This window comes from Rugamonas violacea, from assembly GCF_016461825.1.
GTDB lineage: Bacteria > Pseudomonadota > Gammaproteobacteria > Burkholderiales > Burkholderiaceae_D > Rugamonas.
The window spans coordinates 15,393-39,540 of sequence record NZ_JAEMNU010000102.1 but is presented as its reverse complement, the minus strand read 5'-3'; the positions used below and the strand labels follow the sequence as shown (position 1 = coordinate 39,540).

Below are 24,148 nucleotides of genomic sequence, written 5' to 3'. Positions count from 1 at the left end.
CGCCGGCACGGCGCCCGGCCAATACGCGACGACGAGACGCCGACGGCCGCTGCCGCCACATTCAACCACGCCGGGGCACGCCCCGGCAGCAAAGAAAAAAATGATACGTTTCATACAAGTAAGCCTGATGCGCGGCATCAAACCGCTGCTCGAGCAGGTCGACATCACCCTCAACCCGGGCGACAAGATCGGCCTGATCGGCGCCAACGGCGCCGGCAAATCGAGCCTGTTCGCCATGCTGCGCGGCGAGCTCCATCCTGACCAGGGCGAGATCGACTTCCCGGCCAAATGGCGCATGGCTTACGTGGCGCAGGAGACGCCGCCGCTGGAGCGCGCCGCGCTCGACTACGCCATCGACGGCGACATCACGCTGCGCAAGCTGGAGGCCGAACTGAGCCGCCTGGAAGGCGAGCCGGAAACCACCGAGAACGGCATCGCCATCGGCGAGATGTACAGCGCGCTGGCCGACGCCGACGCCTACACCGTGCAGTCGCGCGGCGAACAACTGCTGCTCGGCCTGGGCTTCTCGCTCGACCAGATGCAGCAGCCGGTGGCCAGCTTCTCCGGCGGCTGGCGCATGCGCCTGAATCTGGCGCAGGCGCTGATGTGCCCGTCCGACCTGCTGCTGCTCGATGAACCGACCAACCACTTGGATCTGGACGCGATCATCTGGCTGGAGGACTGGCTGAAACGCTACCCCGGCACCCTGATCATCATTTCGCACGATCGCGACTTCCTCGACGAGGTGGTCAACGTGGTCGCCCACATCGACGAGCGCAAGCTGAAACGCTACTCGGGCAACTACTCGTCCTTCGAGCGTCAGCGCGCGGCGCAGATGATCCTGGCCGCCGGCGCGCTGGAAAAGCAGACGCGCAAGCGCGCCCACCTGGAGTCCTTCGTCAACCGCTTCAAGGCGCAGGCCTCGAAGGCGCGCCAGGCGCAGAGCCGCATGAAGGCGCTGGCCAAGATGGAAGAGCTGGCGCCGCTGCGCGCCGCCGCCGAATTCTCCTTCGAGTTCCGCGAGCCGCTGAGCGCGCCGAACCCGCTGCTGGTGATGGAGGACGTCGACGCCGGCTACAAGATCGAAAACGAAGAGACCGGCGACATCACGCACAAGAGCATCGTCAACGGCATCAACTTCTCGCTGCAGATCGGCCAGCGCATCGGCCTGCTGGGCGTCAACGGCGCCGGCAAATCGACGCTGATCAAGACCATCGCCGGCGAGCTGATGCCGCTGACCGGCGACGCCACCCTGGGCAAGGGCCTGAACATCGGCTACTTCGCCCAGCACCAGGTGGAGATGCTGCGCCACGACGAATCGCCGCTGTGGCACTTGTCGAAGATCGCGCCGACCGTGCGCGAGCAGGAGCTGCGCAACTTCCTCGGCGGCTTCAACTTCCCCGGCAACATGGTGACCAGCTCGATCCGGCCGTTCTCCGGCGGCGAGAAGGCCCGCCTGGCGCTGGCGCTGATCGTCTGGCAGCGCCCCAACCTGCTGCTGCTCGATGAACCGACCAACCACTTGGACCTGGAGACGCGCGAGGCGTTGACCGAGGCGCTGGCCCAGTTCGAAGGCACGCTGGTGGTGGTATCGCACGATCGCCACCTGCTGCGCGCCACCACCGACCAGTTCATCATCGTCGCCGACGGCAAGCTGCAACCGTTCGACGGCGATCTGGACGACTACAAGGATTGGCTGTTCCAGACCAAGCTGGGCAAGGGCACCACGGTGCTGCCGGCGGCCGGCAAAGAGAACAAGACCGACTTCCCGGTGGCCTCGCCGGTCGCCCCGACGGCGGCCGCCGTCGCGCCGGTGGCCGACCGCAAGGACCAGAAGCGCCAGGCGGCCGAAGACCGCCAGCGCCTGGCCACGCTGCGCAAGCCGCTGGAACAGAAGGTCAAGCGCCTCGACGAGCAGATCGCCAAGCGCAACGCCCAGAAGGCCGAAGTGGACGCCAAGCTGGGCGAGTCGTCGATCTACGACGCCGCCAACAAGGCCAAGCTGAAGCAGCTGCTGGCCGACCAGTCCTTCTTCACCAAGGACCTGGGCCAGCTGGAAGCCGAGTGGCTGGAACTGCAGGAGCAGCTCGAAGCGCTGGCCTAAGCCAGCGGCGCCGACGCCCGGCCAAGACGCCGGCGGTGTCGAACACCACCCAAGGGCGCAGAGCCGGGGTCGGACCCGCCGGGTCCGACCCCAGGTTTCGCCGCTGGGGTTTCCCAATTCAACGGCATTTCCGCTCCACCCCGGGGCTTTGCCTGACTTGGCGCCACCCGCTCAGGCGGCGTGGCGCGCGCCCTCGGTGTTTTTACGGATCGACATCAGCATGTCGATGTCGACCAGGATCAGGCGGCGGCCGTCGACCTCGGCCAGGCCGAGCAGATAGTCGGCCGCCTGGCCGGCGCCGGCGTTCAAGCCGGGAATCGGACGGATCTGCTGGGCGCTCAGCGTGACCACGTCGCTCACGCCATCGACCACCATGCCCATCACGCAGCTCGACAGCTTGAGGATGATCACGTCGGTCGCCGTTTCCAGCAGCGGCGCGCGCTGGCCGAAGGCGATGCGCATGTCGACGATCGGCATGATGACGCCGCGCGCCGCCGCCACGCCGTTGACGATCTCGCCCGCCGAGGCGAAACGCTCCAGCGATTTGTAGGGGCGCAGTTCCTGCACGCGGGAGAAGTCGAGCGCGTATTCCATGCCGACCAGGCGGAAAGTCAGGTATTGGCGGCCGGTGGACGGCGCCGGAGTGGCCTCGGGCTGCTCGATGACGGCGGCGGCGCTGTGCGATACGGTGGAGTACATGATGGTCCTTTCGTCCGAGAGGTCCCGACGGCGCGTTGCGCGCTGCGATGTCCGCGTCAGGCATGTGCCATCCTAACCGTGCGGCAACACGGCCATGTTGACAGCAATCAACATCGGCCCGAGCTGCCGCCCCGGTTTGCTACAATGGCCGACCCAGCCGCCATTCCAGCCACGACTTCCCCCATGCCCTCGTCCCCGCCCACCCCGCACTCCCCGTCGCCCGAGCAGCCGCTCGCCGGCATCCGCGTGCTCGACCTGACCCGCCTGCTGCCCGGCCCGGTCGCCACCATGCACCTGGCCGAGATGGGCGCCGAGGTGCTCAAGATCGAGGACCCGGGCGCCGGCGACTACGCCCGCGCCATGGGGCCGGTGCGCGGCGAGGTGTCGCAGTTCTTCGTCGCCGTCAATCGCGGCAAGCGGTTCCTGCGCATGGACCTGAAGGACTCGGCGCAGCGCGAGCGCCTGCTGGAGATGGTCGACACGGCCGACGTGCTGGTCGAGAGCTTCCGCCCCGGCGTGATGGACAAACTGGGCCTGGGCTGGGACGCGCTCAAACAACGCAACCCCAAGCTGGTGATGTGCGCCATCTCCGGCTACGGCCAGGACGGTCCCTACGCCGCGCTGGCCGGGCACGACATCAACTACATCGGCTACGCCGGCATGCTCGATCAGAACGCCGCCGACGACGGCCGCCCCGTCCTGCCCAACCTGCAGGTGGGCGACCTGCTGGGCGGCGCGCAGAGCGCGCTGCAGGGCATCCTGGCGGCGCTGGTGGCGGTCAAGATGGGCGGCGCCGGCCGCTTCGTCGACGTCTCGATGAGCGACGCCGTGCTGGCGCATAACATCATGCCGCTGGTCGGCGTCAACAACGGCGCGCCGGCCCCGCCCGGGCGCGACCTGCTGACCGGCGGCGTGCCCTGCTACACGGTGTACCGCACCGGCGACGCGCGCTACATGGCGGTCGGCGCGCTGGAGCTGAAGTTCTGGCAGGCCTGCTGCGAGGTGCTGGGCCGGCCCGAGTGGAAGGCGCGCCACTGGCAGCTGGGCCAGCGGGTCGGCGGCGCCGACGCGATGGCGCTGCGCGCCGAACTGGACGCCGTCTTCGCCACGCGCAGCCAGGCCGAATGGAGCGAACTGTTCGCCGCCGCCGACTGCTGCGTCACCCCCGTGCTGCGCACCGCCGAAGCGCTGGAGCACCCGCTGTTCCAGGCGCGCGGCATGGTCGGGCGCGCCGCCCACCCCAGCGAGGGCGAGCACTGGGCGCTGGCGCAGCCCGTCAAGTTCCGCCTGTGACGATGATCTCGATCGACCTGAACGACATCGAGTTCACCGCCATCCGCGCCCAGGGGCCGGGCGGGCAGAACGTCAACAAGGTGTCGAACGCCGTGCAGATGCGCTTCAACATCGTGCAGTCCTCGCTGCCCGAGCATATCCGCGAGCGCCTGCTGGCCCTGCGCGACAACCGCATCACCAAGGACGGCGTGCTGGTGCTCAAGGCGCAGCAGTCGCGCAGCCAGGAGGCCAACAAGGAGGAGGCGCTGCGCCGCCTGCAGGAGCTGGTCGACGGCGTCGCCGTGCTGCCGCCGCCGCGCCGCGCCACCCGGCCGACGCGCGGTTCGCAGCGCCGCCGCCTCGACGGCAAGAGCCGCGACAGCGCAACCAAGCAGCTGCGCGGCAAGGTCAGTCTATAGCGTCGAGCGACCAGTCCAGCGCGCCGCTGCTGCCGGCGAAGATCAGGGTCAGGCCGCTGCTGCTGGCGCGCAGCTTGGCGCGGATGTCCTTCGGCGCGCGGTCGTGGACCGAGCCGTTGTCCGGGTTGAACACCATCGAGCGCACCAGCGCCTCGCCGGCGAACATCTGCACGCGGCAGCGCGAGCCGCCCTGCACCGCCATGCGCTTGTGGCGCACCAATTCCATCTGCTCGAACAACAGCTCGCGCTGCGCCTGCGCCGCCTTGGCGCTGAGCGACAGCTTGGCCACCGCCTTGAGCGCCGGCCCGACCGCCGCCGCCATCTTGTGGAACAGCGGCTCCTGGTCGGCCGTCAGCACCAGCTCGCGCCGACGCAGGCGGGTGGCCAGGGTCAGGTAGCTGCGCATCTCGGCCTGGCTGGTGAGCTGCTCGATCTCGGCCTGGTCGCGCTGCGCGGCGCGCTCGAACTGGGCCGCCTGGGCCGCCAGCTCGGCCAGCCGCTGGTCGTATTTGGTGGTGTCCGGCACCAGCGGGAACAGCAGCATCTCGCTCTGCTTGCGCGGGCCGGCGCGGCCGATCTCGATCTTGCGGGCGGCGATGGCGCAGCCCTCGGCCACCTTGATCAGCACCTCGTCGGCGATGATCTCGCAGTTGTTGGCCTCGCCGATCACCACCCGCGTGGCGGAGATGACACAGCTCTCGGCGCGCGCCATCACCACCTCGCCCTGGCGCGTCTGCAGCACGGCGCCCGAGGCCACGCCCTTGACGTGGATGTCGCCGGCGACGTTGACGGCGCTGCCGCCGACCAGGTTGCGGTACAGGACGATGGCGCCGCCGCGCGACTGCAACTTGCCGAACACGTCGCCGTGGATGCTGATGTCGCCGCCCTCGACCAGGCGGCCGTCCTGCACCTCGCCGAACTCCTCGTACTCGCCCTTCAGATCCAGGTTGCCGGTGGTGCGCGCGCTGACGCCGTCGCGGCTGATGATCTTCGGCCCGATCGACAGGCGCTTGCTGCCCGGGTCGATGTTGAGGAAGCCCTCGACGCCGGAGACCAGGTATTCGCCGTCGGCCAGGTTCTCGACCATGGTGCCGGCGCCGGCCACGGTGTCGAGCTCGATGTCGCGCGGCAGCGGCGGTTCGATCAGGATGCCGGACATTTCGAAGCCGCGCCGGCCCGGCGCGCGCGGCACCTTGCGCAGCAGCTTGACGTTGGGTTTGACCTGGGGGAAGCGGTTCTGGAAGCTGTGCAGGTCGACCCGGCCGTCGGCCAGCTCGCGCGGCGCGTTGCTGCGGTGGATCTCGGCCGAGACCTCGACGATGCTGGCGTCTTGCCCCGGCATGGCGTTGAGGCGGCGCGCGACGATGATGCGCGCCAGCCCGCCGGCGGCGATGACCGATTTGACGGCCGGCGCGTCGATGCCGAAGCGGATGCCCTTGCTCCACATGTCGGCGACGAACTCGTCGAAGTCCAGCTTGGCCGGATGCGCCTGCAGATCGGGCGTGCCCTCCAGGTAGACCGGCTCGAAATAATATTCGGCCTCGCCGTTGATGATCTTGACCGCCTTGTACAGCGCGCGGCGCAGGCCGACGAAGGGGGCGACGCGGTCGGCGAAGCGGAGCGGCGCAATGCCGGCGGCGCTGGTGGCGCTGCCGGCGCTGGCCGTCGCCGCGTTGAGCGAGGCGGCGCCGGGCGGCTCGGCGCCGCAGTTGTACAGCGCCCTGAGGAAGACCGGGTAGTCGATGCCGACGAACATGGCGCCGGCCTGGAACAGGCGGTCGACGCCGGCCACGCAGGCGGCGGTCGAGGCGCCGGCGGCGAAGTAGACGCCGTCCTCGCGCTCGACGATGGCCGACGGCGCCTGCTCATCCACAGCTTGTTGCACCGCCTGCGCCTCGTTGGACACGCTATCCCCAATGCTCTTGTCGTCGGCGCGCGCCGGCGCGGCCGGCGAGTTCACCTGATGTAATGTTTTGAAAGGGTAACATGAACCGGCGGCCGCCAAACGGCGGCGCCGTCCGGCACCGAAAATATGATGCGTGGAGAAATCATTTTTGCATTATAACAACAATCGGCGGGTCTTTGCGATGCTGCGGCAACACCGCTGCGCAGGCAGCCTACTTTGTGCCGGCGTCGGCGTCGGCATCGGTGTCCAGATGCCAGTCGAAGCCGCCGCTGCTGCCCGAGAACAGCGTCTTGCCGCCGCTGCTGCTACCGCTGCCGCGCAGGCGGTGCGGGATGTCCTTGGCCGGCAGCTGGTACAGCGGGCCGTGGTCGGGATGGAAGGGCATGGTGCGCACCAGCACGTCGCCGCTGACCATGTGCAGGCCGCAGCGGGCCCGCCCGGCGGCGGCGCGGCGCTGCTCGCGCAGGCGCTCGCGCTGGCCGCCGGCCAGGTTGAACGCCGTCTCGTGGATCTGCCGCTGGTGGGTCAGCCGGCTCAGCTCCTGCAGCTCGGCGCCGACCGCGCTGGCGATCTTGCGCAGGAACTGGCCCTGCTCCGGCGTCAGGGTCAGCTCGTGGGTGCGCAGCTTGGCCGCCAGCGCCAGGTAGCGGCGCACGTCGGGCAGCAGCGAAATGCGCTCGATCTCCTGCTGCAGCGGGGCCATCGCCTGCTGCTGCGCGGCGCGCTGCGCGTCCAGCTCGGCCAGTTGCTGGTCGAACTGGCCGACGTCGCGCACCAGCACGTGGATCAGCATCTCGATGCGCTTGCGCGGCCCGGCGCTTTCGATCTCGACGTTGTGGGCGGCGACGGCGCAGCCCTCGGCCAACGTGATGACCACCTCGTCGGCGACGATCTCGCAGTTGCTGGCCGAGTCGATCACCACCCGGGTGGCCGAGATCACACAGTTCTCCGCCCGCGCCACGGTGATCACGCCGCCGCGCGTTTGCAGCACGGCGTTGGAGGCGACGCCCTTGACCTCGATGTTGCCGGCGACATTGTGCACGCTGCCGCCGACCAGGTTGGCGTCGAGCGCGACATGGCCGCCGCGCGAGCTGATGTTGCCGTAGACGTTGCCGTGCACCGTGATGTCGCCGCCGGTCACCTCGCGCAGCTCCTGCACGTCGCCGAACTCCTCGTAGGCGCCGGCCAGCTCCAGGTTGCCGGTGGTGCGGCCGCTGACGCCGTCCATGCTGATGATCTTGTCGTTGACCGAGATGCTGTGCGACTTCGGATCGACGCTCAAAAAACCGTCCTGGGTCGCGACCAGGAACTCGCCGTCGGGCTTGCGCTCGACGGCGGTGCCGTTGCCGGCCAGGTGGGCCAGCTCAAGGTCGCGCGGCGGCTCGGGCGGCAGCGGCCGGCCGCCCAGTTCGAAGCCGGGACTGCCGGCCTGGCCGGGCTGCTTCTTCAGCAGCCGCATGTTCTTCTTAATCTGCGGGAAGCGGTTCTGGAAACTGAGCAGGTCGACCCGACCGTCGGCGCGGGCGCGCGGCGCGTCGCTGCGGTGCAGCTCCTGCGACACCTCGACCACCATGGCGTCGATGCCGGGCGCGGCGTCGCGCTGGCGCGCCACGGTGATGCGCTCGGACTTGGGCGCGGCGATGGCGGCCTTGACGGCGGCGAAATCGACGCCGAAGCGTATGCCCTTGAGCCACATCTCGGCGACGAACTCGTCGGCGTCGAGGCGGGCCGGCCGCTCGGGGATGACGGTGCCGTCGGGCAGCTCGACCTCCTCGAAGAACAGCTGCTCGAAGAAGTATTCGGCGCTGTCGCGGTGGTTCTTGGGCGCCTTGTACAGCGCGCGGCGTTGCGCCTCGAAGGGCGCGATGGCGCTGGCGAAACGGATGGCCTGGATGGCGCCGGCCGGCTGCGGGCTGGGCGGATACAGCGCGGCCTGCAGCGCGGCGTAGTCGAGGCCGGCGAAGTAGGCGCCCGCCACGAACACCTGGTCGACCGCTGCCTGCAACGCGGCGGCGGCCACGCCGGGGGCGAAGTAGACGCCGTCCGGACGACTCAGCAGGCCGGCCGGCGCCTCCGCTGCGGACGGCGCGGCGGCCGCGACGGGCGCCACGCCGGCGAGATCTGATGCCACGGTGTTCCTCTCCAGATGCGCTCCGGTACCGGCGTTGCGGGTGGTCGGCGGATGGCGCTTACGTTATTGAAAAGTCAATTGAAAAGTCAAGCATGGGCGGGCCGCGCGGACGCGGCCTTGCATTTCAAAAATTAATATTACACTTAGAGACAGGGAATATGCGAAAAATTACCAAAATGTCCACGCAAAAACAAAGCCGCCTTGCGGCGGCTCAATTAACGCCGGGGCGGCGTTGCGTAAATATCCTGTCCGGCCTCGTTGATCTGGCGCCGCAGGTCGCGCCGCTCGTCGGGGGTCAGACGGCCGACGCGGCGGTTGACCTCGGCGTTATGGCTGGCGTCCTGCATGGCGCGGCGCTGCTCTTCGGCGCGCGCCTCGTAGGTGCGCGGATCGAGTTGGCGCGGGTCGCGCGCGGGCTGGCTACGTTGATCGCGCTGGTCGCGTTGGTCATGAGCCGCGTCGCGGCCCTGCTGGTCGCCAAAACCCTCGGCCAGCGCGGCGCCGCTCAGCAGACCGAGGCTGGCGCCGACGGCCAGCGCGGCCATGGAATATCGAACGCAAAAAGTTGCGCTTGCTGCCGCGTGAAATTTTTTGTGATCGATACGCATGGTGTTCCTCTTCGTGAAACCGGTAGAGCCGAAAGCCTGAAATGAATCTATGTCTGGAGTGTATGATGCTTTACCCGCCCTAGTAAGTCGGATTGGGTAAAGTTTGTAACACTTTGTAATGGCTTGTCACAGACGTTTTCGTACAGCGAATATGACGTTACCATAGCACCATGAATATGACAAATCTGGCACGCAAATGACCACCTCGACCACTGAATCCGGCAACACCACCGTCAACCAAAATGGCCACCAGGCCAAGATTATGGTAGTCGACGACGACGTCCGCCTGCGCGACCTGTTGCGCCGCTATCTGACCGAACAGGGCTTCAACGTCTTCACCGCCGAGAACGCGACGGCGATGAACAAGCTGTGGCTGCGCGAGCGTTACGACCTGCTGGTGCTCGACCTGATGCTGCCCGGCGAGGACGGCCTGTCGATCTGCCGCCGCCTGCGCGGCGCCGGCGACCAGACCCCGATCATCATGCTGACCGCCAAGGGCGAGGACGTCGACCGCATCGTCGGCCTGGAAATGGGCGCCGACGACTACCTGCCGAAACCGTTCAACCCGCGCGAGCTGGTGGCGCGCATCGGCGCCGTGCTGCGCCGCAAAGGCCCGGACGAAATCCCCGGCGCGCCGTCGGAAACACCGCAGTCCTTCGAGTTCGGCCAGTTCGTGCTCGACCTGGGCACCCGCACGCTGAAGAAGAGCGGCGAGACGGTGCCGCTGACCACCGGCGAGTTCTCGGTGCTGAAGGTGTTCGCCCGCCACGCCCGCCAGCCGCTGTCGCGCGAGAAGCTGATGGAGCTGGCCCGCGGCCGCGAATACGAGGTGTTCGACCGCAGCCTGGACGTGCAGATCTCGCGTCTGCGCAAGCTGATCGAGCCGGACCCGTCGAGCCCGCTGTACATCCAGACCGTCTGGGGCTTGGGTTATGTGTTCATCCCGGAAGGCCAGCCGCGCTAAGCACTGGATGAAAGTTCCCCAATTTTCGCGGTTCAGCCGGTTCAGCAGCGGCCTGTTCTGGCGCACCTTCTTTCTGCTCGGCGCCCTGACGACGGTGAGCATGTCGGCCTGGGTCGGCATGATCAGCGTGGTGCAGCGCGAGCCGCAGGTGCAGCAGATCTCGGCCCAGGTGATCTCGGTGGTCACCATCACCCACGCCGCGCTGACCCACTCGGCGCCCGAGCTGCGCCGCGAACTGCTGTTCGACCTGGTCTCCAACGAGGGCATCCGCATCTTCCCGCTGGAGGACGACGACAAGGTCGACCCGCCGCCGGACAACGCGCTGATGCCCGACATCGAGGCGCTGGTCAAGGCCAAGCTGGGCGCCGACACGCGCTTCTCGGCCGAGGTCAACGGCGTGGCCGGCTTCTGGGTCAGCTTCAAGATCGACGACGACCAATACTGGCTGATGCTGGAACGCGAACGCATTCGCGGCCTGACCGGCGTGCAGTGGCTGGGCTGGGCCAGCCTGGTGTCGCTGCTGTCGCTGCTGGGCGCGGCGCTGATCTCCAGCCTGATCAACCTGCCGCTGGCGCGCCTGACGGTGGCGGCGCGCGCCATCGCCCAGGGCAAGCGCCCCGCCCCGCTGCCGGAGAAGGGGCCGATGGAGATCATCGAGGCCAACCGCAGCTTCAACCAGATGGTCGACGACCTGCAGCAGGTCGAATCGGACCGCGCGGTGATCCTGGCCGGCATCTCGCACGACTTGCGCACGCCGCTGGCGCGCATGCAGCTGGAAGTGGAGATGGCCAACCTGTCCGACGAGGCGCGCGAAGGCATCCAGTCCGACATCGGCCAAATGGACGCCATCATCGGCCAGTTCCTCGACTACGCCAAGCCGACCGAGGCGTCCAGCTTCATCAACGTCGACATCAGCACCCTGCTGGCCGACACGGCCCACGAGGCCGAGCGTCTGCCGGACGTGCGCATCAGCAGCGACATCGCCGAGCGCGCCCACGTGATGGGCAACGCCACCGACCTCAAGCGCGTGCTCAACAACCTGATCGAGAACGCCCGCCGCTACGGCAAGACACCGGGCAGCGAGGTCGCCGAGATCGACATCACATGCACGCTCAAGGGCATGCACACGGCCAGGCGCGTCGTCATCGAAGTGCAGGACCACGGCAGCGGCGTGCCGCCCGAGCAGATCGACCAGCTGCTCAAGCCCTTCACCCGGCTCGACACGGCGCGCGGCCAGGCCAACGGCGCCGGCCTCGGCCTGGCCATCGTCGAGCGCGTGGTGCTGCGCCACGGCGCCGAGCTGCACGTGCGCAACCGCGACGGCGGCGGCCTGCTGATCCAAATCGTCATGCGCGCGCTGGCCTGAGCCGGCCGCGCCACCCCCACCTTACCGATGTTGTCGACCATGTCCATGAATCTGCGGCGCCGGCGCGCGCCGGTCGTCAAGCGCGGCGCGCGCCACATCGCGCTGCTGGCGGCCATTGGCCTGCTGGCCGCTGCGGCCGGCCCGCTCACTTCCGCTGCCTGGGCCGCACCCGCCGCTGCGGCCGCCGGCGCCACCGCGTCGGCCACCCGTGCGAGCGCGAAGGCGGCCGGCACCGGCGGCCAAGCCGGCGCACCAGCCGCCAGCCGCGCGCCCAGCGCCGCCGAGGCGGACTCCTTCAACGCCTTCCAACGCGCGCTCCATCCTGACACACCGCCGTCCCTGCCGCAGTGGCGCATCAGCCGCGCCAAGGGACAAGGCCGCTGGCAAGTGGTGGCCGAACTCGACTCGACGCCGCAACCGGCCAGGGCCGGCCTGTGCCGTCTGCAAAGAAGCAGCTTCCATTACGATGAACGGGCGCGCAAGGATCAGCGCTGGAGTGCCGGCGACAGCGACGCAGGCGCAAACTCGGCCGCAAGCTCGACCGGCACCACGGCCGCCGTCACCGCCACCGCCGCGACATATGTCTGGCTGGCGCACGGCGCCGTCTGCATCAAGCCGCAGCCGGGCCAAGCCGGCCAGCCGGCGCTGCTGCTGCCGGGGCTGTCGGACGCCGCCGCCCTCGCCCTGCTGCGTGGCCAGGCCGAACTGCTGAGCCGCGCCCGCCTTCTCTTCGCCGGCAACACCTCCTGCGCGCGCCTGCGCGCGCTCGACTTCACGCTGCAGGCGCTGGGTCCGGGCGAAGCGGCCGGCGGCGCCGGCGTGATGTACCAGCTGCGCTACCGCAGCGACCGCGACAGCGAGGCCTGGGTCAGCGTGCGCCAGCACCGCGCCGAGCTGACCGCCTGGAACGTCAGTTGCCCGGCGCCGTGACGGCCGGACAAATCCCCTGCCCCGGCCCCTCGTGCGCCGCATGCGACGGCGGCAGGGCGTGCGCATTGGGCGGCATGGCGCCCAACAAACGACTCAACAGCAATTCGGTCGAACCGAAGCCGTACAGCGAATCGGAATCCAATCCCTCGGTATCGTAGGGCGCCGACTCCTCCCGCTCGGGACGGCTGGGATCGCTGTCCCAGTAGGTCACGCGCCAAGCCCGATGCAGCTGCTCGGCGCGGCGCAGAAAGGGCGGCATCGGCCAGGCGGCAGGCTGCCAATCGTCCACGCTGCCCAGCACCGGCCAGCGGCCGCTGGCCAGGCCCATGTCGCCGACGCGCAGCACCTTCAGCGCGTCGGCCGGCGTCAATGCGGCCAGCTCGGCCAACGCCGGCGGCGCCGGCCGCTTCGGCCCGAACAGATACGCCAGCATGATCTTGCCGCTGGGCGCCAGTCGCGCCGCCAGTCCGCTGGCGTAACCGCCGTCGCACAGCGGCACGGCGAACCAGCTTCCTTCGTGATATGGCTGTTTCATCCATTCCCTCCTCGATAGCGGCGCACCGCCGGGCCGGCACCGATCAGCGCCGCGCCCACCGCAACGGGCGCGCGATGGCGCTACTCGTAGTGGAATTGCGCGGCGATCGGGCCGGCCTTGAACAGTGCCGCCTTCATTTCCTTGTCCAGCGCGGTGTCGCGCCGGCGTGTCCATTCCAGCAGCATGGCGATCTGCTGGCGCGTGGTGTTACGTAGACTGCCCAGCAGCAGCCGCAGTTCCGGGTCGGTGCACAGCTCCCAGCGCTGGTTCAGCTGGTCCAGCTCCGCCACCTTGGCGCCCAGCGCGGCCAGCGCGCGGTGCATGTCCAGTGTCGGCGCCGGCAGCTCGCCGTCCAGGTCGTCCAATGATTGATGCGACATGCTGCTCTCCTTCATGACATTCGAAAGCACCATTGTCGGTCGGCCAGCCGCAAAGCTCAAGTCTAACGGCTCGCCGGCCGGAACGGCGCACGCCACCCCGGCGCGGCACCGACGACGCGCCGACACAACAATGGCGCCGCAGTCGGCGGCGCGGCCGCCGCTCCATGCCCCGCTTCGCGTGGCCTTCGTGTTACACTACCGCCTCGCTAGGGGTCCTGGAACGCTGTTCCGGGTGAGAGATACCCTTCGTACCTGATCTGGATAATGCCAGCGAAGGAAAGCGCAAAGTGGTTCCCCCTCCTTTGAAATGCTCCTGCGCTGGCTCCGGCCGAACAAGCAGCACGTCGGTAACGCCGACCTGAACAAGAGCACACCATGTCCACACCTCAATTCGCAGTTACCGCCGCCGCGCTGGCGGTATTCCAGGCCTTCGCCACACCCGCCGCCGCCGCCGCCGCCGAGCAGGCCATGGCCGAAGTCGTCGTCAGCGGCAGCCGCATCGCCTCCGGCCACGCCTCCGTCGCAGGCTTCGGCGACGCGCCGCTGCTGCAAACGCCGGCCTCGGTCAGTGTGCTGACCTCGCAACAAATGGTCGACCGCGACATTCGCTCGACCACCGACGCGACGCGCTACGACGCCAGCATCAGCGACGCCTACAACGCGGTCGGCTACGCCGAGCAGTTCTCCATTCGCGGCTTCAAGCTGGACAACGCCTCCAGCTACCGCAAGGACGGCCTGGCCATCCCCGGCGACACCCAGATCGCGCTAGAAAACAAGGAACGCATCGAGGTGCTCAAGGGCCTGGGCGGCCTGCAGGCCGGCCTAGCCGCGCCCGGCGGCATCGTCAACTACGCCACCAAACGCCCCACCGCCACGGCGCTGCGCTCGGCCTTGTTCGAGGTGCGCGAACGTGGCACCGTCTACGCCGCCGTCGACCTGGGCGGCCGCTTCGAGGACAGCCGCTTCGGCTATCGCATCAACGCCGCCGCCGAGCGCCTGCGCTCCTACATCAAGGGCGCCGACGGCAACCGCAAGTTCGTCTCGGCCGCCTTCGACTGGCAAATTTCTCCGCAGGCCCTGCTACAGATCGACGCCGACTACCAGACCAAGTCGCAGGTCTCGGCGCCCGGCTTCCAGCTGATCGGCGGCACCTCGCTGCCGCGCATTAGCGCCGACACCATGCTCAACAACCAGCCCTGGAGCAAGCCGGTCGACACCACCAGCAGCAACCTGGGCGTGCGCTTCGAATACCGCTTCTCGTCCGAATGGCAGGCCACCTTCAGCGCCAACCAGCACCACTTCAAGCGCGACGACTACACCGCCTTCCCCTACGGTTGCTCGGCGCAGAACCTGTTCCCCGGCTTCTGCTCGAACGGCGACTACGACGTCTACGACTACGTCAGCCTGGGCGAGAAGAAGTCGCCGCTGGCGGCGCAGGCCATGCTGCAGGGCCGCTTCGCCACCGGCGCGCTGCGCCATGAATTCACCGGCGGCGCCTCGTTCTACAAGAACAGCGAAAAATGGGGCGACGACGTCTACGAGTACATCGAACAGCCGAGCAATATCTACCATCCGGTGGCGGTGCAGCCGTCCGGCCTGAGCAGCGGCCCGGTCAGCGAACGCCGCACCGACAACGAACGCGCCCTGTTCGCGCAGGACATCGTCGGCCTGGGCGAGCAGTTCAAACTGCACGCCGGCGTGCGCTACGCCCAGGTCAAGCGCGACGAATTCGTCCGCGCCGGCTTCGCCAACGCCAAGGTCGACAGCGGCTTCTGGCTGCCCAACGTGGCCCTGGTCTACAGCCCGCAGGACAATCTGGCGCTGTACGGCTCCTACGCGCAGGGCCTGGAACACGGCGGCATCGCGCCGAAGAAGACCAGCAACCAGAACCGCGCCCTCGATCCGAGCAAGTCGAAGCAGCTCGAAGTCGGCGTGAAAAGCGAGCTGACGGCGGACCTGAGCGTCAGCGCCGCGCTGTTCCAGATCCGCAAAGGCCTGGAGTACACCGACGACACGAGCAACACCTTCGTGCGCAACGGCGTCGAGCAGCATCGCGGCCTGGAGCTGGCGGTGAACGGCAAGCTGAGTCGCGCCTTGGCGATCGGCGCCTCGGCCGCCGCGCTCAACACGCAGCAGAGCGGCACCGGCCGCGCCGAACTCGATGGCAAGCGGGTGACCAACGCGGCCGCCTTCAAGTCCACCGTCTACGCCGACTACGCCGTGCCGCAACTGGCCGGCCTGAAGCTGAACGCCAACTGGCAGTACTCCGGCAAGAAGGCCTTCGACAAGGAAAACACGCTGATGGTGCCGGCCTACCACGTCGTCAACCTGGGCGCCGCCTACGCCACCCGCATCGCCGGCACGGCCACCACGCTGCGCGCCCACGTCGACAACGCCTTCGACAAGTTCTACTGGCGCGACGTGACGCCGGACCTGGGCGGCTACCTGTTCCCCGGCGCCAAACGGACCTTCCGCGTCTCGGCCCAGTTCGACCTGTAATCCGCGCGCTAGCCCGCTAGAAAAGGTACTGCAGCCGCATCGTGAAACTCTTCGCGGTGCGGGCTGAATTTTTCCCGACCAGGTAGGCGGCCTCGTATTTGAGCTCCCGCCCGCCGACGTCGCGGCTGCCGAAAATAGCCGGACCGTAGCGGTGCGACTGTTTGTCGGATGGCGACCAATCGTTCCACTTGCCCATCTCGCCAAAGCCCTGCACCCCGAACTGCAACCAGCTCTTCCACCGATGCTTGACCTGCCACTGGTAGGCCAGCTCGGTCGGGCCACCCACCACCACGTGGTAGTCGCGCTGGAAAAACAGGTTCAGATTGAACTGCGTGCGGCCGATCTCGGTCTGTAGCACCGGCCCCCACTCCAGCCCATACCCGTTGGCGCGATCCTGCGGCCGATCGATCTTGGTATGCAGCGCCAGGTCGAAGGCGTATTGGCCCTGGGTCAGCAGATAGTCGTTCTGCCAGGACTGCGCGCTCAGTCGCGCGCCCTCGCCGTTGAGCTTGACCCAGGTGGCGTAAAGCTCGGTGTACCAGCGCGTGGTGACGCCGTAGCCGACGCCCAGCTCGGGCGCGGCCACCGTGCGCGCGGCGTAGTGGGCGTTCCAATATTTGTAGTCGAGCGAGGCCTGGCCTTCGACGTCGTAGACCGAGACCAGGTAGTAGCCGGTGTCGGCATGGGCCAGCACCGGCAGCGCGGCGGCGAGCAGGAGCAGCTTTTTCATGGTGGTGTCGGGGCGGGACGCACGAGGCGATAGGCCAATGTAGCCTGCCGGCCCGGACTGCGCAATGGGAATCGACGCGCGAACCTGCGCTAAGTCAGGCCGTGTAACAGCGCGGCCACACCGGCCACGCGCTCGGCCACGCTGCCGGCCACCATCCGATAGGGAATCGAGCGCGCCGCCAGTTCCGCCATCAGCAGCTCGCTGATGACGCGGCTGACCTGTTCGCACTCGCGCTGCAAGCCCTCGGGCACCCAGGGGATGTCCGGCGCGGTGACCAAGGTGAGGTCGTAGTGGTCGTGGTGCTGGTCGGCCAGCGCGGCCAACTGCGGGTCGATGCCAAGAAAATAGTGACGGCTGTAGACCGCCGTCATCAGCGGCGTGGTGTCGCAGAACAGGTACTTGTCGGCGTGGGCGGCGGCCTGTTCCTCGCGCGCCAGCTGGGTGCGGGCGATGGGAAACTGGTCGGCCGCCACCGGCACACGGGCCTCGGTGTCGACGAACTCGCGCAGGTATTCCGGCACCCAGACGGTGTGGTAGCGCGCCGCCAGGGCCGCCGCCAGCGTCGACTTGCCGGACGAGGCGGTGCCCAGGATGGCCACCCGCAGCGGGCCGGCGCGGCTCATTTCAGCGCCAGCTCGCCGGCTCCCGGCTCGCGCCGCAGACCAGTGCCGCCGCTGCCGCCGGCGTCGCCGGCCGCCTTGTGCCAGGCGCGCAGGCCGACCAGCGCCATCAGCACGAACAGCGCGTACAGCAGCGCCGTCAGCATCAGGTGCTTGTGCACGTAAAGGCCGACGTAGAGCACGTCGACGATGATCCAGACATGCCAGTTCTCGACCTTCTTGCGCGACAGGAGCAGCTGGCCGACCAGGCTGCCGGCGGTCAGGAAGCCGTCGGCGCGCGGCACGTCGGTGTCGGTGTAGTGTTTGAGGAACCAGGCCAGCACAGCGAAGCCGATCAGCCAGCCGGCCGCGCAGGCCAGCCGGCCGCGCCCGTCCAGACGGGTCACCGGCAGCGGCTCGTGGCTGTCGTCGCCATGCAGCCACTGATACCAGCCCCACACGGAGACGGCGATGAAGACCAGTTGCAGGCCCATGTCGCCGTACAGCTTGGCCTCGTAAAACACCACGCCGTAGGTGGCCGAGGAAATGATGGAGAACAGCCAGGCCCAGTGCTTCTGGCGGATGTTGAGCCACACCGTCAGCACCGACAGGATGAAGGAAACCAGCTCCAGCGGCGAGATGGCAAGGCCTAGCAAGGAGAAGGATTGGTTCATGGATGGGGCAAAAGACGGCAGGTGGGCAGAATTATGCTGGCAAACGGCTGAATATGCAAAGCCCGCGTGCCATGGGAAAGGCCGCCAGCCCTTGCGGGTGGCGGCCTCGGTCAGCGTGTTGTCATCGGACTAAGCCTTGCGGCCGTCATGGATGCCCGTTGCCGCGCTTACTTCTTCGGATACTTGATGGTCATTTCCTTGAGCAGGTTGTCGGCGTGGTCGACTTCCTTCATCACCCACAGCATATAGCGGATATCCAGATGGATGGCGCGGGTGATGTCGCGGTCGAAGTACCAGTCCTTGGTGATCGACTCGTAGGTCGAGTCGAAGTTCAGGCCGATCAGTTCGCCGTGGCCGTTCATCACCGCCGAGCCGGAATTGCCGCCGGTGGTGTCGGCGCTGGTCAGGAAGTTGACCGGCACGGTGCCCAGCACCGGGTCCTTGAACTGGCCGTAGCGCTTGGCCTTGACCGCCTCGATCAGCGCGGCCGGCGCGACGAAGGGCTCCTTGCCGGTGTGCTTCTCGACGATGCCCTCGACCGTGGTGAACGGGCCCTTGCTGATGCCGTCGCGCGGCGAGTACGGCGCCACGGTGCCGTAGGTGACGCGCAAGGTGGAGTTGGCGTCCGGGTAGACCGGCTTGCCCTGCGACTCCTTCCAGCCGATCACCGCCTGCATGTATTGCGGGATCACCCGTTCGAGCTGGCCGTCGACCTCCTTGCGGCGCTCCTCCAGCGACATGGCGACGCCGTGCAGCTTGACCGCCAGTTGCAGGAAGGCGTCGTCGGTGGCGGCGATGGCGGCGGCGTCCTGGCCGACCCAGGCCAGGCGGCGGGCCGTGTCGCCCAGTTGCGACGACTGGTACAGCGCCGGCACGGCGTCCAACGACGGCAGCAGCGCGTCCAGGCCCTGCACGTGCATGGCCGGGGCCAGCTTGGTGTAGCGTTGCAGGCCGGCGCCGAAGCGGGCCTGGTCGACCGCGCCCACATACGATTGCTCCAGACGGTTCAGACGCGCCTTGATGAAGGCCAGGTCGCGCTGCTGGAAGCCGGATTCGCGCTCGGCGTCCGGCTTGCCGTTTTCCAGCGCCAGGCGATACACGGTGCGGGCGCTTTTCAGCAGGTCGCTATTGGTGGCGACCGACCAGCCGAACTCCTCGTTGCTGAGGGCGATATCGGCGGCGATGACGGCGTCCAGCTCGGCCAACAGGGCTTGCGGCGCGCGCGGCTGCTTGGCGTACCAGGCGCGGAACTCGGCGTCCTGCACGTCCTTGATGGCGGCGATGTCCTTGCGGGCGAAGCCGTCGAGCAGACCCTGGGTCTTCTTCATCACATTGTGCAGACCCTTGGCGACGCTGGCGTAGCGCACCGCGTTGGCGGCGCTGCCCTTGCTGGCGGCGGCGATCACGTCCAGGTCGGCCTGCAACTCGGCCACCTTGGCCGGATAGGCGGCGTCGCGGGCGTAGCGGATCTCGCCCGGCAGCTTGTAGCGGCTGGTGCGGCCCGGGTAGCCGGCCAGCAGCACCGGATCGCCGTTCTTCAAGCCGGCGGCCGAGACCACCAGGAAGTCCTTCGACTGGTAGGGCACGTTGTCCGGCGACGGGTCGGCCGGGCGGCCGTCCTTGCCGACATAGGCGCGCAGGAAGGAGTAGTCGCCGGTGTGGCGCGGCCATTCATAGTTGTCGACGTCGCCGCCGTAGTTGCCGATCTTGTCGGACGGCGCGTAGACCAGGCGCACGTCGCGGATCATCGTCTGGCGGATGCGGTAGTACTCCAGGCCGCGATGGAAGCTCGGCACCGAGCAGCGGTACATCTTGTCGGTTTCGCACTCGGCGATCAGCGCCTTGATGCTGCGTTCCACCGCCTCGTGGCGCTCGATGCCGCTCATCTTGTCGCTCAGGCCCTTGAGCACGCGGGCGCTGACGTTCTCCACCTTGTCGGTGACGTAGACCAGGGTGTTCGGGCCGCCCGGCAGCTCCTCGGCGCGGGTTTTTGCGAGGAAGCCGTCGGTGATGTAATTGTGTTCCGCCGTCGAATTGCGCTGGATGGCGCCGTAAGCGCAATGATGGTTGGTCACCACCAGGCCGGCGTCGGAGACGAAGGAAGCCGAGCAGCCGCCCAGCGAGACGATGGCGCTCATCGGATGCTTGGCCAGGTCGGCCAGCTTCTCGGCGGGGATGGCGATGCCGACCCGCTTCAGTTCACCCTTCAACTGCAGCAGTTGATGCGGCTGCCATTGGCCTTCGTCGGCGTGGGCGGCGGTGGCGCCCAGCAGGGCGACCGGTAAAATCAGATGTTTCAACAAGATGTGTCCCCGGTTGTAAAATGCAGCGGCAGTATATGCTGTTCGTCCGGCGCTGAAAATACTTTTTAGATATGCCGGGATGGCGACAAAAACCACCCAAAGGCGGAGAGCCGGGGTCAGACCCATCGGGTCTGACCCCAGATTTGCGCCTCTGGGTCGGCTTTACTCAACGGCAGTGCGCGGGAGGCCGTCAGGTCGAAGCCCAGGCGCAGGCAGCAGCCGCGCCCTTCGACGTAGGACGCCAGCTCGAAGCTGCCGCCCAGCGCGGCGACCCGCTCGGCGATGCCGATCAGGCCGAAGGCGTCGCCCTTGCCGCGCTGCTGCGGCGCGACGCCGACGCCGTTGTCTTCGATGCTCAACTCGAGCAGGCCGCCGGCCAGGCCGAGGCGGATCTCGACGTCGCTGGCGCGGGCGTGGCGCAGCACATTGGTCAGCGACTCTTGCAGGCTGCGGAACAATACGATCTCGATCTCGGCCGGCAGCGCGGCGAACAGCTCGTCGCCGGTCACCAGCAGGCGGCAGGCCAGCCCGCTGCGCTTGCGGAATTCGGCCACCTGCCACTCGAAGGCCGCCTGTAGGCCCAGGTCCAGCACGGCCGGACGCAGCTCGTTCATGATGCCGCGCACGCTCTTGATGGTGCTGTCGACGGTGTCGAGCATGGCGCCGACGCGCCGGTTCAGCGGCGAGCGTTCGTCCGCGCCGCGCTGGCCCAGCATCGACAAGTCGAGCCGCAGCGCCAGCAGGTTCTGCCCCAGCTCGTCGTGGATCTCGCGGGCGATGCTCTTGCGCTCGCTCTCCTTGAGCGTGGCCAGGTGGTCGCCCAGCTTGCGCAACTGCTGGCGTGACTCGTGCAGCGCCGCCTCGGCGCGTTTGCGCTCGGCCACCTCCTGGCGCAGCGCCAGGTTGGCGGCGGTCAGCTCGGCGGTACGCGCGATGACGCGGGCGTCAAGCTCACGCGACAGCTCAAGCAGCGCCCGCTCGCTCTGTTTGCGCGCGCTGATGTCGGAGAACACGCTGATGTAATTGCTCACCGCACCGTCGTCGCCGCGCACCAAGGTCAGCGACATGGCTGAGACGAAAGGCGTGCCGTCGCGCTTGAGGTTGTGCACCTCGCCCTGCCAACTGCCGTAAGCCAGCAGGCGCGACCAGGCGTGCAGCGGAAAGGCGCGCTGCGGGCCGACATGGCGGCCGAGGAAGCCCGGGTCGCGGCCGATCGCCTCCTCGGCCTGGTAGCCGGTGATGCGGGTGAAGGCCGGGTTGACGGCGACGATGCGGTTGTTCGGGTCGGTCACCAGCACGGCCTCCTCGATGCTGTCGAGCACCTGGTAGGCGCGCCGCCGCGCCGCCTCGCGCGCGTGCAGGTCGCTGATATCGGTGACCACCATGCGGCATTTGCCGACGGCCGGGTCGAGATTGGCCTCGATGCGCACCTGGCCGGCGCGGCCCGGCGCGGCGAACAGGGCCACCTCCAACACGCTACGCGCGCCGCTGGCGTGCACGCCGGCGAGGAACTGGCGCAGCCGGCCCTGCTGCTGCGGGGCGACGAACTGCTCGAAGGCCTTACCCAGCAGCTCTTCGCGGCGGCAGGCGAGCAGGCTGGCGGCGGCCAGGTTGGCGCGGCTGATGCGCCCGTCCGGCCACAACGACAGGTAGCTGACCGGCGCCTGCTCGTACAGGGCGGTATAGCGCACCAGGCCCGCCTCGGCGGCGTCCTTCTGTTCAAGCAGCTCGGCCAGCGCCTGCTGCTGCAGCAGTTCGATCTGGCTGACCTGCAGCTTGTGCAGCCGCTTCTGCGCGTCGGCGGCGGCGCCGTCGTCCATCCGGTGCGCCGCCGCCCGGCCGACGCGCACGCGCGGCGGCGCGGTGGCGGACGGCGGGGCGGCGCGTTTGTTCATGATTGTTTGCTGGCGCCCTGCAAGGTGCGCAGCTGCGCCTCGAGGCGCATGGACTCGGTGCTGTTGATGCCGGTGGCCACCACGCCGTCGATCACGTTGCCCGCCGTCCCGTAAGGCACGATGCGCACCGTGCACCAGCCCTGGCCGCTGGTGGGGATCTGCCGTTCGCAGAACACCGGCGTGCGCAGCACCTGCTCGGCGTCGCTCGGCAAGTCGGGATAAACCAGATGGCCGGCACGTAGCCGATGCCCTCGCGCGCCATGGCGTGGATGTTCCAGTTGGCCTTGCCGACGGCCGGTTCCAGGTAGGCGCCGGTGCGGCCGTGGATGTACAGGATATCGCCCTGGCCGTTGAGCAGCACGGCGGCCGGCGTGTGCTTCTTGAGCAGCTGCTGCTCGACCTGGGTTTGGATATTGCCGTTCATGGAGACTGCTCGCGGTTCGTTGAGGGGCGGGACGGGTATGTTGGCGACACGGGTCGGAAAATAATGCGCGACACGGTGGCGCGAGGCGTCCTGCCGCTGGTAGATGCGGCCGGCGCCCGGCAGGGCGGTGAACAGCTCGGTGAAGCGGCCCGGCGTGTCGGCGCTGCCGAACACCAGCAGGCCGTCCGGCTTGAGGGCGTAGTGGAACAGCGGGATCAGCTGGTCCTGCAGCTTGACGTTGAAATAGATCAGCAGGTTGCGGCAGCACAGGACGTCGAGCTTGGTGAACGGCGGGTCGGAGATGATGTTCTGCGGCGCGAAGATGATGGTGCTGCGCAGGTCCTTGCGGATGCGGTAGCCGCCGCCGTCGACCGGCACGAAATAGCGGCGCAGCCGCTCCGGCGTCACTGCGGCCTCGATGGCGCTGCCGAACACGCCGGTGCGGGCGCGGTCGATGGCGTCCGGATCGAGGTCGGTGGCGAAGATCTGCAGCGAGAAGCGGCCCTCCGGCTTGAGCTGCTCGACCACCTCGTTGAAGACGATGGCCAGGGTGTAGGCCTCCTCGCCGGTCGAGCAGGCCGGCACCCAGGCCTTCAGCGCCGCGCCCTCCGGGTGGGCCGCCAGCATCTGCGGCAGTCCGCTGTGCTTCAGGTAGTCCCACACCTTGGGGTCGCGGAAGAAGCTGGTCCCGCCGATCAGCAGCTCCTTGAACAACAGCTCGACCTCGGCCGGGTTCTCGCGCAGGTAGTCGACATAGCCGCCGAGGGCGCCCACCTGGCACAGTTTCATGCGCCGCTCGATGCGGCGCAGCAGCGTGTTCAACTTATAGTCGGAGAAATTGGCGCCGGTCTGCTGCAACAGCAATTGGAACAGCTGCTGCAGCGAGGCGCGGCGGCCGGCGGCGCTCTGCGGATCGGGCAGCGGGCCGCCGTCCGGATGGCCCCACCAAGCCAGCAGGCGCGCCACCATGTCGCGCGGCTCGGCGACGATGTCGACCGCGCCGGCGTTGATGGCGTGCTGCGGCATCGGGTCGAACTTGGCGCTGGCCGGCAGCTGGGCCAATGTCAGTCCGCCGTTCTCCTTGATCGCCTGCAGGCCCAGCGTGCCGTCGGCGCCCATGCCCGACAGGACGATGCCGGCCGCCAGCGCCTGACGCTCGCGCGCCAGGGCGTGCAGGAAGGAGTCGATCGGCAGGCGGTGGCCGCGTTGCTCGCGCGGTTCGAGCGTGGTCAAGGCGCCATGGGCGAAGCCGAGGTCCTTGTTGGGCGGGATGACGTAGACGCAGTTCGCCTCGATCGGCGTCTGCGCGCCGGCCTCGCGCACCGGCATCATGGTGACACGCTGCAGCAGCTCGGGCAGCATGCCCTTGTGGGTGGGATCGAGGTGCTGCACGACGACGAAGGCCAGGCCACTGTCGACCGGCACGCTGGCGAGCAGCTCGACGATCGCCTCGAGTCCGCCGGCCGAGGCGCCGATGCCGATCACCGGCACCGGCGCCTCGGCGGCGGCGACGGTCAGCGCCGGCGCCGGCGCCGGGGCGCCGTCGGCGGACCACTCCGACGCGGCATTGGGGACGGCTGGCACGGTCATCTCGGATACGCTCGCATAGTCATCTGGGCATGCTGTGGAACGGCGCGGACGCCGGATTGCCCGCGGGGAGGAGATTGATCTTTTCTACATTTTGCCGATCGATTATACAAAGGGATGCGC

Annotated in this window: 19 protein-coding genes and 1 riboswitch; of the genes, 7 read left to right on the top strand and 12 right to left on the bottom strand. The window is 68.3% G+C overall.

Translation table 11 applies throughout. The features are described from left to right. The first annotated feature begins 100 nt into the window (after positions 1–100). Positions 101–2,104, top strand: a complete 2,004-nt coding sequence (locus H7U20_RS19290; RefSeq protein WP_199760772.1) for an ATP-binding cassette domain-containing protein — start codon at positions 101–103, stop codon at positions 2,102–2,104. Between the two features lie 171 nt (positions 2,105–2,275). On the opposite strand, the gene H7U20_RS19285 is transcribed toward H7U20_RS19290, so the two are convergent. Next, the gene (locus tag H7U20_RS19285) at positions 2,276–2,803 is read right to left on the bottom strand and encodes a chemotaxis protein CheW (RefSeq protein WP_199760771.1); all 528 of its coding nucleotides are present in this window, start codon (positions 2,801–2,803) and stop codon (positions 2,276–2,278) included. 183 nt (positions 2,804–2,986) lie between these two features. Here H7U20_RS19285 and H7U20_RS19280 point away from each other — a divergent pair, with 183 nt between their 5' ends. After that, positions 2,987–4,096: a CaiB/BaiF CoA transferase family protein gene (locus H7U20_RS19280; protein ID WP_199760770.1), complete on the top strand. Its 1,110-nt coding sequence runs from the start codon at positions 2,987–2,989 to the stop codon at positions 4,094–4,096. A gap of 2 nt (positions 4,097–4,098) precedes the next feature. Beyond that, on the top strand, positions 4,099–4,494 hold the full coding sequence (gene arfB / locus H7U20_RS19275) for an alternative ribosome rescue aminoacyl-tRNA hydrolase ArfB (RefSeq protein WP_199760794.1): 396 nt from the start codon (positions 4,099–4,101) through the stop codon (positions 4,492–4,494). On the opposite strand, the gene H7U20_RS19270 is transcribed toward arfB, so the two are convergent. From H7U20_RS19270 to H7U20_RS19260, 3 genes are all read right to left on the bottom strand, one after another. Beyond that, positions 4,484–6,454: a flagellar assembly protein A gene (locus H7U20_RS19270; protein WP_370593192.1), complete on the bottom strand. Its 1,971-nt coding sequence runs from the start codon at positions 6,452–6,454 to the stop codon at positions 4,484–4,486. The genes arfB and H7U20_RS19270 overlap by 11 nt on opposite strands. Before the next feature lie 157 nt (positions 6,455–6,611). Next, on the bottom strand, positions 6,612–8,531 hold the full coding sequence (locus H7U20_RS19265) for a flagellar assembly protein A (RefSeq protein ID WP_370593191.1): 1,920 nt from the start codon (positions 8,529–8,531) through the stop codon (positions 6,612–6,614). 215 nt (positions 8,532–8,746) lie between these two features. Continuing rightward, positions 8,747–9,076, bottom strand: coding sequence for a hypothetical protein (locus tag H7U20_RS19260; RefSeq protein ID WP_233410902.1), 330 nt, complete (start codon positions 9,074–9,076; stop codon positions 8,747–8,749). 259 nt (positions 9,077–9,335) lie between these two features. On the opposite strand from H7U20_RS19260, the gene ompR reads away from it, so the two are divergent. The 3 genes from ompR to H7U20_RS19245 are packed head-to-tail and all read left to right on the top strand — an operon-like array spanning position 9,336 to position 12,399. Then, the gene (ompR, locus tag H7U20_RS19255) at positions 9,336–10,103 is read left to right on the top strand and encodes an osmolarity response regulator transcription factor OmpR (RefSeq protein WP_199760768.1); all 768 of its coding nucleotides are present in this window, start codon (positions 9,336–9,338) and stop codon (positions 10,101–10,103) included. A 7-nt stretch (positions 10,104–10,110) separates the two neighbouring features. Continuing rightward, complete coding sequence (locus H7U20_RS19250) at positions 10,111–11,469, top strand: sensor histidine kinase (protein ID WP_199760767.1); 1,359 nt, start codon at positions 10,111–10,113, stop codon at positions 11,467–11,469. A gap of 39 nt (positions 11,470–11,508) precedes the next feature. Continuing rightward, positions 11,509–12,399, top strand: a complete 891-nt coding sequence (locus H7U20_RS19245) for a hypothetical protein (protein ID WP_199760766.1) — start codon at positions 11,509–11,511, stop codon at positions 12,397–12,399. Here H7U20_RS19245 and H7U20_RS19240 read toward each other — a convergent pair. Further along, positions 12,380–12,934, bottom strand: coding sequence for an Imm26 family immunity protein (locus H7U20_RS19240; protein ID WP_233410901.1), 555 nt, complete (start codon positions 12,932–12,934; stop codon positions 12,380–12,382). The two genes, H7U20_RS19245 and H7U20_RS19240, sit on opposite strands and share 20 nt — an antisense overlap. An 80-nt stretch (positions 12,935–13,014) precedes the next feature. Continuing rightward, positions 13,015–13,314: a ferritin family protein gene (locus H7U20_RS19235; RefSeq protein ID WP_199760765.1), complete on the bottom strand. Its 300-nt coding sequence runs from the start codon at positions 13,312–13,314 to the stop codon at positions 13,015–13,017. 198 nt (positions 13,315–13,512) lie between these two features. Next, positions 13,513–13,610: riboswitch (TPP riboswitch) on the top strand. 79 nt (positions 13,611–13,689) lie between these two features. Between H7U20_RS19235 and H7U20_RS19230 the strand changes: the two genes are divergently transcribed. Beyond that, positions 13,690–15,813 (top strand): TonB-dependent siderophore receptor, encoded by a 2,124-nt coding sequence (locus tag H7U20_RS19230; RefSeq protein WP_199760764.1) that lies wholly within the window; start codon positions 13,690–13,692, stop codon positions 15,811–15,813. Between the two features lie 16 nt (positions 15,814–15,829). Here H7U20_RS19230 and H7U20_RS19225 read toward each other — a convergent pair whose 3' ends face one another. The 6 genes from H7U20_RS19225 to H7U20_RS19200 form a co-directional block, all read right to left on the bottom strand. Then, a complete protein-coding gene (locus H7U20_RS19225) occupies positions 15,830–16,543 on the bottom strand; it encodes a hypothetical protein (protein WP_199760763.1) in 714 nt (237 codons plus the stop codon). Positions 16,544–16,632: 89 nt separating this feature from the next. Further along, entirely contained in the window at positions 16,633–17,166 is a 534-nt protein-coding gene (locus tag H7U20_RS19220; RefSeq protein ID WP_199760762.1) for an AAA family ATPase, read from the bottom strand. Beyond that, positions 17,163–17,816, bottom strand: a complete 654-nt coding sequence (pnuC, locus tag H7U20_RS19215) for a nicotinamide riboside transporter PnuC (RefSeq protein WP_199760761.1) — start codon at positions 17,814–17,816, stop codon at positions 17,163–17,165. Before pnuC ends, H7U20_RS19220 begins: the two co-directional genes overlap by 4 nt. 167 nt (positions 17,817–17,983) lie before the next feature. Then, entirely contained in the window at positions 17,984–20,119 is a 2,136-nt protein-coding gene (locus tag H7U20_RS19210) for a S46 family peptidase (RefSeq protein WP_233410900.1), read from the bottom strand. A gap of 116 nt (positions 20,120–20,235) precedes the next feature. Further along, positions 20,236–22,014, bottom strand: a complete 1,779-nt coding sequence (locus tag H7U20_RS19205; RefSeq protein ID WP_199760759.1) for a sensor histidine kinase — start codon at positions 22,012–22,014, stop codon at positions 20,236–20,238. A gap of 91 nt (positions 22,015–22,105) precedes the next feature. Then, positions 22,106–24,022: a chemotaxis protein CheB gene (locus H7U20_RS19200; RefSeq protein WP_370593190.1), complete on the bottom strand. Its 1,917-nt coding sequence runs from the start codon at positions 24,020–24,022 to the stop codon at positions 22,106–22,108. Positions 24,023–24,148: the final 126 nt, after the last annotated feature.

What these genes read in the sequence shown, in the direction of transcription:
- H7U20_RS19290 (WP_199760772.1), top strand. Translation starts at nt 101, where the DNA reads ATGATACGTTTCATACAAGTAAGCCTGATGCGCGGCATCAAACCGCTG.
- H7U20_RS19285 (WP_199760771.1), bottom strand. Translation starts at nt 2,803, where the DNA reads ATGTACTCCACCGTATCGCACAGCGCCGCCGCCGTCATCGAGCAGCCC.
- H7U20_RS19280 (WP_199760770.1), top strand. Translation starts at nt 2,987, where the DNA reads ATGCCCTCGTCCCCGCCCACCCCGCACTCCCCGTCGCCCGAGCAGCCG.
- arfB (WP_199760794.1), top strand. Translation starts at nt 4,099, where the DNA reads ATGATCTCGATCGACCTGAACGACATCGAGTTCACCGCCATCCGCGCC.
- H7U20_RS19260 (WP_233410902.1), bottom strand. Translation starts at nt 9,076, where the DNA reads ATGGCCGCGCTGGCCGTCGGCGCCAGCCTCGGTCTGCTGAGCGGCGCC.
- ompR (WP_199760768.1), top strand. Translation starts at nt 9,336, where the DNA reads ATGACCACCTCGACCACTGAATCCGGCAACACCACCGTCAACCAAAAT.
- H7U20_RS19250 (WP_199760767.1), top strand. Translation starts at nt 10,111, where the DNA reads ATGAAAGTTCCCCAATTTTCGCGGTTCAGCCGGTTCAGCAGCGGCCTG.
- H7U20_RS19245 (WP_199760766.1), top strand. Translation starts at nt 11,509, where the DNA reads ATGTCCATGAATCTGCGGCGCCGGCGCGCGCCGGTCGTCAAGCGCGGC.
- H7U20_RS19240 (WP_233410901.1), bottom strand. Translation starts at nt 12,934, where the DNA reads ATGAAACAGCCATATCACGAAGGAAGCTGGTTCGCCGTGCCGCTGTGC.
- H7U20_RS19235 (WP_199760765.1), bottom strand. Translation starts at nt 13,314, where the DNA reads ATGTCGCATCAATCATTGGACGACCTGGACGGCGAGCTGCCGGCGCCG.
- H7U20_RS19230 (WP_199760764.1), top strand. Translation starts at nt 13,690, where the DNA reads ATGTCCACACCTCAATTCGCAGTTACCGCCGCCGCGCTGGCGGTATTC.
- H7U20_RS19225 (WP_199760763.1), bottom strand. Translation starts at nt 16,543, where the DNA reads ATGAAAAAGCTGCTCCTGCTCGCCGCCGCGCTGCCGGTGCTGGCCCAT.
- H7U20_RS19220 (WP_199760762.1), bottom strand. Translation starts at nt 17,166, where the DNA reads ATGAGCCGCGCCGGCCCGCTGCGGGTGGCCATCCTGGGCACCGCCTCG.
- pnuC (WP_199760761.1), bottom strand. Translation starts at nt 17,816, where the DNA reads ATGAACCAATCCTTCTCCTTGCTAGGCCTTGCCATCTCGCCGCTGGAG.
- H7U20_RS19205 (WP_199760759.1), bottom strand. Translation starts at nt 22,014, where the DNA reads ATGAACAAACGCGCCGCCCCGCCGTCCGCCACCGCGCCGCCGCGCGTG.